This is a genomic window from Rhodopirellula maiorica SM1, assembly GCF_000346295.1.
In the GTDB taxonomy this organism is placed as follows: Bacteria; Planctomycetota; Planctomycetia; order Pirellulales; family Pirellulaceae; genus Novipirellula; species Novipirellula maiorica.
This window is the reverse complement of sequence record NZ_ANOG01000373.1, coordinates 1-10509: the sequence shown is the minus strand read 5'-3', so window position 1 is coordinate 10509 and position 10509 is coordinate 1. Positions and strand designations below refer to the sequence as shown.

Below are 10509 nucleotides of genomic sequence, written 5' to 3'. Positions count from 1 at the left end.
TCGAGGACATCGAGGACACTGTCATCATGCAGCGTGACGGAGTTCCCGTTCGCGTCCGCGACATTGCCAATGTGCAGATTGGCCCAGACTTTCGTCGCGGTGCGTTGGACTACAACGGAGCCGAAGCGGTCGGCGGCGTGGTCGTGATGCGATACGGCGAAAATCCTCGAGTCGTCATCGACCGCGTGAAAGCCAAGATCGCCGCGATAACGCCGTCGCTACAAGGTGTGACCATTCATGGCGTCTACGATCGCAGCGGACTGATCGACGAGACGATGGCGACGCTGACGCATGCATTACGCGACGAGATCATCATCACGGCGATCATCATCCTCTTGTTTCTATTGCACATCCGCAGCAGTTTCGTCGTCGCGATCTGTTTGCCGGCAGCAGTGCTGATGTCGTTCATTGCGATGCGCGTGGTCGGCGTCGGTGCGAATATCATGTCGCTTGCAGGCATCGCGATCGCGATCGGAACGATGGTCGACATGGCGATCATCGTTTCAGAGAATATTTACCAGCATCTCTCGGATTGGGAGTCTGGCAGCGACGAGGCTCGCATCAAACAATCTCGCTCGGAAGTCGTTTACGAAGCAACGGTCGAAGTCGCACCGGCCGTCGTGACCGCCGTGGCGACAACCATTGTCAGTTTCTTGCCGGTCTTCTTTTTGACCGGTCGCGATTACAAGCTGTTTTCTCCGCTGGCTTACACCAAGACATTTGCGATTGCTGCAGCGATGATCGCGGCCGTCACAATTGTGCCCGCCTTGTGTCGATTGATGTTGCGGAGCAGCGTGCGTCGAAAATCGACCGCGCTGGTTGCCGCGTTGTCTCTCTCCGGACTGCTCGGTGCCGCGTCCCATTTCTTGTGGGGGGCACGACTCGCAGAGCGTTTCGGCTTGGATACTTGGATTGTGACCGTGATCGCGGCCACGATTGGGTTTATTGCCGGCTGGCAATTGCTACGAGAGCGAATTCGGCCTATCGAGGAAATCCCTTCTAGTCGCTTCGTTCGCTGGATCTACGCAGCCCGATTGCGACACGCCCTGAACCACAAAGCGTTCGCACTTTCGTTTCCGTTAATGCTGTTGATCATCGGCGTGGGTGCCTACGTCGGAATGCCAACCGTGCTTCGTCCGGTCGAAAAGTTCGCCAACTTGTTCGGTGCCGATCTGAATGACTTTCCCGGCTACGTCGATGCCAAGCATGTTTTTACGGGGTTGCAGAGCGACGACTGGATCGCGCTCGACGAAGGAAGCTGGTTCTATATGCCGACGCTGTACCCGGCAGCCAGTTTCTCGCAAGCGATGCAAGTGTTGCAGACGCAAGATGTTTTGATCGGCCAAATTCCCGAAGTCAAAGACGTGCTTGGCAAGATCGGTCGCGTGGAGTCGGCGCTCGACCCCGCTCCGGCCGCGATGGTCGAAACCTATGTGATGCTTAAGCCCGAAAGCGAATGGCGAGAAGGCGTCACGGCTCGCGACGTGTGGGACGAAATCAACCGAGTCGCCACGTTGCCCGGTGTCACGCCCGCTTCGGCGCTACAACCGATCGAGGGCCGAGTCGTGATGCTGCAGTCTGGCATCAAAGCACCGATGGCCATTCGAGTTTACGGCAACGAACTCGACGAGTTGGCTGACGCGGCCATGAATGTCTCCGCTGAACTGAAGAAGTCGCCACTGATCAACGCCGGCACCGTCAATCCCGATATTGTGCTTGGCAAACCCTACGTCGAGTTCACTGTCGATCGCGAAGCGGCATCGCGGTACGGGATGAGTTCGTCGATGGTGAACCAAGTCATCGAGACTGCACTGGGCGGGATGAACTTAATCAAGACCGTTGAAGGCCGTGAGCGTTATCCAGTGCGGCTTCGGTACAACCGCGACCTCCGCGAACAGATCGACGGCCTGAAACGTCTGCCCGTTGTCACGCACTCGGGGGCCGTTGTGCCCTTGGAAGAAGTCGCAACGCTAGAAACAACTTGGGGGCCAGGTGCAATCAACAGCGAAAATGGTCGGCTCGTCGCACACGTTTCCTTCATGACCAATGGCAGCAAGGGCGATTTGGAATCGGTCTCCGCGATCGAGGAACAGCTTCGTGAGGCTCAGTCGCTGCCTCCTTCGGACCTGAATCGGTTGTCGCTGCCAGCGGGATACTCTCTCGAGGCCGTTGGCAGTTTCCGAAACCAGATCGAAGCCAACCGGCGTTTGATGTGGATCATTCCGTTGGTCCTCGTCATCAATTTGCTATTGATCTACATGGAGTTTCGCAACTTCTCGATTTCGTTGGCGGTGTTCTCGGGCATCCCGGTTGCGTTCGCTGGCGGCATGATTGCCGTCGCAACGATGGGCGTGGAACTCAATACGGCAGTTTGGGTTGGTTTCATCGCTTTGTTCGGTCTCGCGGTCGACGATGGCGTGGTGATGGCGACCTACATCCATCAACTGCTCAAGAAACGCAAAATCGAATCGGTCGAAGACATTCGCAATGTGGTTTATGAAGCCGGGCTCAAACGCATTCGGCCTTGCATGATGACCACGGTGACGACGCTTGCCGCGTTGATTCCGGTGTTAATCGCGACAGGCCGTGGGGCTGACGTTGCCCGAGCGATGGCGATTCCCGTGTTCGGTGGCATGTTAGCTGAACCGTTCACGTCATTTATTGTGCCGACGCTCTATTGCGGCTACCTGGAATTGAAGATGCGTTTCGGATTTCAAGACGAGCTTTGGGAAGGCACGGAAGCGATGCCGGAGGAGGAACTCATGAAAGCGGTATAAAACTTTTCGTTTGACCGTGAAGGAATTCACGACTCAGGCATCCAATCAACCAACCTCATCAAGATCGACGGACCCAACGGACGGAGTCCTGAAAACTTACAACGGAGTTCTCCCATGAAACGAACACTCATCATCACCGCTTTCTCACTCGCGATGTCCGCATCGAGCGTGTTTGGGCAGTCAATCCAATCGCAGCACCAGCACGCTGGTCACAACCACACGATGCCCGGTATGACGCAGGCTCGCGAAGCGACGCAAGCGGGGCCGCATGGCGGCAGTTTGAAACAATCCGGCAACCTGCAAACCGAAACGATTGTTTCACAAGGCGGGCTGGAAATCTTCGTCTACGACCGCGCTGGTCAGCCGGTATCGGTTGACCGGGGACGCGGTGCCGTTTCAGTACGAGTCGAAGGCAATGCGAAACGCTATCGCTACGACCTGTTGCCCGATGGCAAAGGAGCGTTGACCGCTCCTGTGAACTTGTCGCAAATCGCTGGTCGACAGATTGACGTCGATGTGCAATTGGTCGGTATTGCGGCCAGCACAATCTCTTTCAACGAAGTCGCCACCGTTCCGGCCAGCGAGCAACAACTGGCAGCCGCGGCGATCGCACGCAAAAACTCTGCCCCGTCAGCGGAAAGCCGCTCGGCAGCATGGGTGATCCCGTCGCAGTCGATGTCAACGGACAGAAGCTCTACGTTTGCTGTGCGGGCTGTTTGGACGCGGTCAAGTCGGACCCGGCTAGGTATGCCGCCGGTCGCCCGCAGATCACGGTCACCACAGCGACCCAAGCCGATGCAGCGGCCATTGCCGCACAGAAGGTTTGTCCCGTGATGGATGAACCGCTTGGTGGAATGGGAATGCCGATCAAGGTGATGGTTGGTGACAAGCCGATCTATTTGTGCTGCAAGGGATGCATCAAGAAGATTCAGGCCGAGCCAGCCAAGTATCTGGCGAAAATTCATGGCAACGGGATGCAAAACAGTGGCCAGCCTACTGCCACGACAATGGCAAAGATTACCGTCTCAACATCAACCCAAGCCGACGCAGCGGCCATTGCGGCCCAGAAGACCTGTCCCGTCATGGATGAACCACTTGGTGGCATGGGTACACCGATCAAGGTGATGGTCGGCGATAAGCCGATCTATCTGTGCTGCAAAGGATGCATCAAGAAGATTCAGGCCGAGCCCGCGAAGTATTTGGCGATGGTTTACGGCAGCAGTAATCAAGCGTCCGTTCCCGCAGGTACCGAACAGGTTCGGGAAGGCATCTTCAAGGTCGTTTCTGCCGATGCACCGTTCATTGGCGCACAAAAGAAATGCCCTGTGATGGATGAACCGCTTGATGCGATGGGTGGGCCGTACAAAGTCAATGCGGATGGAAAGGCGATCTACATCTGTTGTCCTGGATGCGCGAAGAAGATCGCGGCCGAGCCGCAAAAGTGGTTGGCTGTTCTGAAGTCCCAAGGAGTCGATGCTCCAATGATTCGTTAATCAACACGGGATCGAAAATTGCTCGCTCCTTATCTGACACACGCGGGGGCGGTGTCGCGGCTGATTCACGCAAGTGATGACGTCACCACGCCGTCCCTGCCTTTTTGTTTTCAACTTACGACAAGGACGTCGTCATGCAATCGCTATGGAAATACTGCGTTACCGCTGCGCTCGCTCTGACCCTCTTCCTTTCCTCCGGATGCCATTCGCTGCCCTGGCTGGGCAATCGAAAAGACGAACCGGCAATGACCGCACAGCAGTACGCCGAGCAAGCTGCCGCCAACATTCAATACGACACGGCGATTGATCTGGAGACTGACTATCAACCGCCCGCAGCAAATTCGTTCACAACCGCTCCCACTTCAGTTTCCCCGCGCCCCTCATCGGGCGACGGAAGCTGTTGCCACTAACGCGGGAGCCCTTACTATCATGAAGTCTCAATCCACACGCTCGATACGTTGGTTGGCGTATCGAGTAGTTCGTCGTTTTGCGATCGCGAATGTCTGTCACTTCTATCAGTCGCCGATCGACACGATGCCGAGAACGCCGACGCCGAGCGAATACGAAATCTGTTCGTGTTCATCCCGGCGTCTACGCGAACACACATCCGAGCTGGATTACGTGATCCCAGAGAGGGACTTGGAAATGCTGGACGCCGGCGCAGCCAAATGCTTTGCAGCCTTTCAAGCCGCTTCACTCGCCGGATTCGCGTGGGTCGCCTTTGGAGACATCCCTGGTGAAAGGAACCACGACGGCAAGCCCGAAACTGGTCTTCCAATCCAACTCTCCGACGATGCCGCTTTCGTATTCCAAGTTTTGGTGCTTCCTGCCTACCGAGGACGACGACTGTATGCGGCGATCTTGAGCAGGATGGCCGACGATTTACAACACGAAGGCATTCACTCACTTGTGTTGACCACTGAGGGTTCTAACCAAAACGCGCTGCGGGCCGTTAATCGCATGCAGTTTCGCAAAGTGGGTCAAGCATCGTTCTTTCGCGTCGGACCACTCAGTCGAGCAACCTACCCGACGCTTCCAAAAGATGCTGAATTCACAATCGGACGATATGTTGGCGACGATACCGCAGTCCATTCAAGTTAGCTGAGCCACCATTAGCGTTGTGTCATCGAACGCCTTGCGGCCATTGCGGAACGCCTCAATGGACGACTCAAACGCTTCAACCAGTTCCCGAGCGTTGCAGCTCTTGACGGTGTTCATCAACTGCTCAATCCGCTCAGTTCCGTACTGCTCTTCACTTGGGGCAAACGCTTCAGTCACTCCGTCGCTAACAATTACTAAACGAGCCGTATCGCCGAGCTGGATTGTATCTTCATTGTATTGGGTATTTTCTTCGACACCCAAGATCAGGTCGCCCACATTCAATCGCACCGGTGTTTCGCGTCCAATCTGCAAGAATGGAAATTCATGGCCTGCATTGGCGTAGGTCAGCTGTTTCCTCTTTGGGTCAACGACCAGTAGTGTCATCGTCGCAAAGTGTCCCATCATCACGTACTCGCAGTATCGCTCGTTGACATCTGTCAGAATCTGGGCAGGGCTGGACGACTTCTTCGCCGCTTCCGACACAAACGCCTTCAACAACGTCGCCGCCATCGCGGCTGGCACGCCATGTCCTGATACATCCGCGACGCAGAGTAGATATTGTCCATCGGATAATGGAATCACGTCGTAGTAGTCACCGCCAACATCGTCCGCCGGCTCAAACAATTCGGCGACGTCGATTCCAACCAATCCATTCACCGTCGGGCGTAGGTTCTGTTGAATTTGACGCGCCTTTTCCATGTGAACGCGATGGTCGCGCTGAGCGTGATCCAGAGCCTCAGTCATCGAATTGATCTGATCGGCCAGATAACTCAGTTCTCGACAGCTTCGCGTACGTGCAATCACGCTCAGGTCTCCGGCCGCAACACTCCGCAGCGCCGAAACAAAGCCTTGGATCGGTTTGGCGATCAATTGCCGCAATACCGCGCTGACCACGAAGGCAGTAATCCCTCCCAGCAACAGAACTCCCAGCATCTGGATCAACAACGAGCGGCGTGTTGCGTCCACAACAGCTGAACGTTTCTCTGAAATGTAGACCGTGCCCAGCTGATCCAGTGAATGACCCGACAACGAGTGCGCCGGTAGCGTTTGATCTGGAGAGGGTTGAGTCAGCAGCCGACCGCATTGCCAGAAGCATTTCGTCGGAAGCATGCCCATGCGAGACAGCCTGGTACGGAAGCCCTCGCCAATTCGCAGCAATGTGGTGACCCGGTGAATCGTCGGTATTCATTCGAGCGCAGACGTTGTCGACCAAATTTTGAATCGCCTCGCCGCCGTGGGGTTCAGCGAGCAACAGCGATTCGTACATCGTTTTCGCTTCTTCGGTCAACGCGATCTGCTTCTCGTTCAAATGCCGATCCATCCGCACTCGGTAGTCAACGACAAGAAACAGAACGACAAACCCAAAGAGAATTGCATTGACGAGGACAAGCAGTTGTCGGCTGATCGGCAGCTGATGCCATCGGTATTTGAACGCTTCCATCACGGCAACCTAACAGAGAAAAGCCGGGCGAGTTTTTTAGGCTCGTCCGGCTGATGTGGGATCAAACGGAATCAGAAGCGACTAGCTGAGTTCAGCAGGCTCGACTTCTGTGGCACTTGCCGATCCTTTGCCGCAGCAGGTCGCACCGACGCTGCAGCAGTACGCTCGCTTCGCACAACAGGTCGGTTTACCTGCCAAGTTGGCGATTTCGCTGGTTGCAGCCGTCGTTTCAGCGTTCTTGCCGCAGCATCGTGCGTTTACCGAGCAGCAATAGGCACGCTTGGCACAGCATGTGGGTTGAGAAGTTGCGTTCGTCACTTCGTCAATGGTTGCTGTCGTTTCAGCTTGCTTGCCGCAGCACGCTGAAACGACAGTGCAGCAGTATGCGTGCTTGGCACAACACGTCGGATCAGCCGATGCGGCAGTATCAACATTGCCAGCGGGGGCGAAAGAAACGGCAAACAAAACAGCAGAGAATACAGTCGCAAACATTTTGGAAACTCCAGGATTGACGGCGCAGCCGACATCGACATGCACCGATTTGGGAACAGAAACATCTTCATTTTTGAATTGGTCTGGCTTCGCAAGTCGAAGCAGAGTCAACTGCTAAATCTGAAGACGAATGTGCCAATCAATCAGAGAGATGGGACGAACCAACAAGACCGACCGCACGGGGGCGACCGACTCCGTCCTCCAGTCAATCCGTGAGAAGTCGCTGCGATCCAAACCGCGAGTCGTCAGATCGTTGGTAGAAGTTCTCGGCGGCAACCAGACCTTCGTCTCGCACGATGCCAGCGTGGGACATGTGTGCAAAGGATCACCGTCACAGCAGCCGTGCCCGACCGGCTGCGGTTGGCAGCACGCATGAGGGCAAGGCTTCGCGTCGTTTGATCCTGCTCGGGCGGCCTGCGTGGACGCCAACAGCACCGCGGTTACTGCAAAAGCGGCAAATAATCGAGCGGCAGCGTTGGTGTGACGACGGTTCATGGCGGACAGTTCCAAAAGCTTTCAGAGGACTCCCACTGAGGAAATCTCTTCTGTGATGCTCTTTGGATGCACGGCCCCGACGTTTCTTCACGACTTCGCGAAAAGATTTTAGGATTCTTTTCGGGGTTCGCTTCTGGTGCAAACCGCTAGCGCGTTCAGGTCGTGAAGCCACTCGGATTGCCGATCGACAAAGGCGGCTTTTAGCGGGTCCGATAAGTCGTCAGAGTCGCCCCATTAACTGTGAAATCTCGATCGTCAATCATGGGTTGGGAGCGTCATGCGTCGAGTGACAGATCACGAAATGCCGTTTGGTCTCGCTGTCCTGAGCAATTCCTTGCGCAGTTCGACAACCTCACGAGCCGCTACCGCTCGGAAGAAGTGAATGCGAACATCATTGTACACACGGACCTGTTGCGTCATCGCGAGGTGCTCGGAGGCGTGAGCACGACGTATGTACTTCTCGCGACCTAGCTTCTACTTGCCGATTAGAGTGGCGAGCGACTCCGCGTTCATCTTCCAAGTCCTGATGTTACCCGTGCATCGAGGCCGTCGACTGTACGCAGCCATCCTGAGCAAGCTGACCGACGAGTTGCAAAACAACGGCATCCGACATTTTGTGCTCACCACCGAAGGTTCCAGCCGCAACTCGTTGCGAGCAGTCGAGCGAGTGCAATCCAAAAAATCGGCCAAGCATCCCTCTTCCGCATCGGACCACATAGTCCAGCGACCTACCCAATGTGATGGAAGGACATCGGATTCCAACCGGGGATCTATCTGGGTGACCGGAGTCGACAAGTCTTGGAGTGATGCTTCGCATTTGCATTTGGCGCAAGTGCCAAAAAAACTTGACTCCGTACTATGGTACAGAGTCTATGATGGGTGCAGGAGACGACTACGTTGACTGGTATGATGATCGGAAAACTTGCGAAGGCCGCTAACGTCAATGTGGAAACCATCCGTTTCTATGAACGACGTGGGTTACTGCATCGCCCCGATCCGATCAAAACGACATTCCGCGAGTATCCGCCCGAGGCGGTTGATCGGATTCGCTTCATCAAGCGGGCCAAAGATCTCGGCTTCACGCTTTCGGAAATATCGGACCTGTTGCAACTTGAGCAAAAGACGGGAGCGTCGCGCCGCGAGGTCAAAACGTTAGCCGAATCAAAGCTCACGATCATCCGAGGCAAGATCGCAGACCTACAGCGCATCGAGTCGACACTGTCTGAACTGGTCGTCCAGTGCTCCGGGAGAGGATCCTTGAGTGGATGCCCGATCATTCAAACCATGACTCACGAACCACCCACTTCGACAAACGAAAAGCAATAGAACCATGGAAGCAACCTTCAAGACAAGTATGACGTGCGGCGGATGCCTTAACAAAGTCCGCCCTTTGTTGGATAGCGAACCGACGATCACACACTGGGAAGCGGACCTGGACGATCCACGCAAACTCGTTAGAACGACGCTAACCGACGATGGCAGTACCAGCTGCGTTGTTTCGGTTTTCCATGAAGCGGGATTCGACGCCGTACCGATCGACAACGACGACGCCGTTGCAGACATCAACACCTCAAACGACAAACCAGCCTTCACGCTTTCCACCTACAAGCCGCTGTTTTTGGTGGTGACCTACGTGATCGGGGGAGCGTTGCTTTTTGAAGCTCGTCAAGACACTTGGGAATGGACACGAGTGATGAGCAACTTCATGGGCTTCTTTTTCATCGGCTTCGCATTTTTTAAATTGCTGAACATCGAAAAGTTCGCCGATGCCTTTTCCACCTATGACGTCATTGCAAAGCGATCGCGGGCCTACGCACTTTCTTATCCTTGGATCGAAGTCGGGCTTGGCCTTTTGTTCGTCACTCAAATCTGGCTATTCGCCGCCAATCTGGTGACGGCAGTGATCATGAGTGTCGGCTTGGTTGGCGTAATCGCCGCCGTGCGAAAGAAACAAGCCATTCAGTGTGCTTGCCTGGGCACCGCTTTCAACTTGCCAATGTCCACTGTGACGATCATCGAGAATGGTGTCATGATTGTCATGGCAGTTGGTATGCTGTTTGCCTAGCGTTCGGCGTGGCGGCTGATCGGCCATTGGTGCCATCGGTATTCAAGCATGTCCATCTTGGCATCATCATAAGAACAGCCGGGCGGTTTTTTCAGGCTCGCCCGGCAGGCATAAGACTCAACCGGACTGAGTCGGACTAGCTGAGTTCAGCCGATTCGACATCTCTAGCACTCGACGTTGCCGTGCCGCAGCAAGCACGGCCGACCAAAGTAGACCAACAATACTTTTCAATCGGTCCAGGACGCTTCGTTGTCGCTGAAAGCGCGAGGCGTAGTATCATTGCCAAACGTTCGCGACGGCAACCAGTGCTTGGTTTCGAACGACGCCAGCGAAGGATATTTCCTAGTCGGCGTCCCCTCCCAACAACTCGGGGTCGCCGCAGTCGTTTGGCAGAACGACTGGCTGCATTTCTCGGTTCCGTGCGACCCAGCCCAGCTCGTCGGCGACGTCGCCAACAGAACCGCAACCACCGAAAAAGCGGCGAACAGACGTGCGGACCTCTGGTTGTGGCGGTTCACGAGCATGAAACGGAATTCATTCCGTCTAGATAAAGTGACGCGAGAAAAGATCGGAATGAATACCGTTTAACTGTCATTTGGATGCACAGACTGGCCGTTTCTTCAGGACTTTCCTCATAATTCCCAG

13 protein-coding genes are annotated in these 10509 nt (G+C 55.2%); 10 read left to right on the top strand and 3 right to left on the bottom strand.

Annotation, left to right across the window (positions count from 1 at the left end; genetic code table 11):
* The 5 genes from RMSM_RS12110 to RMSM_RS12095 form a co-directional block, all read left to right on the top strand.
* Positions 1–2777: efflux RND transporter permease subunit (locus tag RMSM_RS12110; protein WP_040765983.1), on the top strand; the 2777-nt coding region annotated here is incomplete at its 5' end.
* A gap of 114 nt (positions 2778–2891) precedes the next feature.
* Positions 2892–3611, top strand: a complete 720-nt coding sequence (locus tag RMSM_RS38445; RefSeq protein WP_008696044.1) for a hypothetical protein — start codon at positions 2892–2894, stop codon at positions 3609–3611.
* Complete coding sequence (locus RMSM_RS42525; protein ID WP_008696041.1) at positions 3611–4270, top strand: hypothetical protein; 660 nt, start codon at positions 3611–3613, stop codon at positions 4268–4270. The genes RMSM_RS38445 and RMSM_RS42525 overlap by 1 nt, the downstream gene beginning before the upstream one ends.
* Positions 4271–4404: 134 nt before the next feature.
* Positions 4405–4680, top strand: a complete 276-nt coding sequence (locus tag RMSM_RS39790) for a hypothetical protein (RefSeq protein ID WP_144057585.1) — start codon at positions 4405–4407, stop codon at positions 4678–4680.
* Positions 4681–4699: 19 nt separating this feature from the next.
* Positions 4700–5371, top strand: coding sequence for a GNAT family N-acetyltransferase (locus tag RMSM_RS12095; RefSeq protein WP_008696038.1), 672 nt, complete (start codon positions 4700–4702; stop codon positions 5369–5371).
* Here RMSM_RS12095 and RMSM_RS12090 read toward each other — a convergent pair.
* The gene (locus RMSM_RS12090; RefSeq protein ID WP_008696036.1) at positions 5363–6337 is read right to left on the bottom strand and encodes a PP2C family protein-serine/threonine phosphatase; all 975 of its coding nucleotides are present in this window, start codon (positions 6335–6337) and stop codon (positions 5363–5365) included. The two genes, RMSM_RS12095 and RMSM_RS12090, sit on opposite strands and share 9 nt — an antisense overlap.
* 250 nt (positions 6338–6587) lie before the next feature.
* Here RMSM_RS12090 and RMSM_RS42520 point away from each other — a divergent pair, with 250 nt between their 5' ends.
* Together RMSM_RS42520 and RMSM_RS40900 are read left to right on the top strand one after the other, a co-directional pair.
* A complete protein-coding gene (locus RMSM_RS42520; protein ID WP_236622104.1) occupies positions 6588–6866 on the top strand; it encodes a hypothetical protein in 279 nt (92 codons plus the stop codon).
* Positions 6867–6921: 55 nt separating this feature from the next.
* On the top strand, positions 6922–7086 hold the full coding sequence (locus RMSM_RS40900; RefSeq protein ID WP_008696033.1) for a hypothetical protein: 165 nt from the start codon (positions 6922–6924) through the stop codon (positions 7084–7086).
* Positions 7087–7126: 40 nt separating this feature from the next.
* Here the strand turns inward: RMSM_RS40900 and RMSM_RS12080 are convergent, their stop codons facing one another.
* On the bottom strand, positions 7127–7369 hold the full coding sequence (locus RMSM_RS12080) for a hypothetical protein (protein WP_144057584.1): 243 nt from the start codon (positions 7367–7369) through the stop codon (positions 7127–7129).
* A gap of 49 nt (positions 7370–7418) precedes the next feature.
* Positions 7419–7799, bottom strand: coding sequence for a hypothetical protein (locus RMSM_RS12075; protein WP_008696029.1), 381 nt, complete (start codon positions 7797–7799; stop codon positions 7419–7421).
* 906 nt (positions 7800–8705) lie between these two features.
* Between RMSM_RS12075 and RMSM_RS12065 the strand changes: the two genes are divergently transcribed.
* The 3 genes from RMSM_RS12065 to RMSM_RS12055 all read left to right on the top strand — a co-directional run bounded on the left by RMSM_RS12065 (position 8706) and on the right by RMSM_RS12055 (position 10452).
* Complete coding sequence (locus RMSM_RS12065; protein WP_008696025.1) at positions 8706–9125, top strand: MerR family transcriptional regulator; 420 nt, start codon at positions 8706–8708, stop codon at positions 9123–9125.
* Positions 9126–9129: 4 nt separating this feature from the next.
* Positions 9130–9864 (top strand): heavy-metal-associated domain-containing protein, encoded by a 735-nt coding sequence (locus tag RMSM_RS12060; protein WP_040765973.1) that lies wholly within the window; start codon positions 9130–9132, stop codon positions 9862–9864.
* 279 nt (positions 9865–10143) lie between these two features.
* Positions 10144–10452 carry a hypothetical protein gene (locus tag RMSM_RS12055; RefSeq protein ID WP_008696021.1) on the top strand — a complete coding sequence of 103 codons (309 nt, stop codon included), beginning with the start codon at positions 10144–10146 and terminating at the stop codon, positions 10450–10452.
* Positions 10453–10509: the final 57 nt, after the last annotated feature.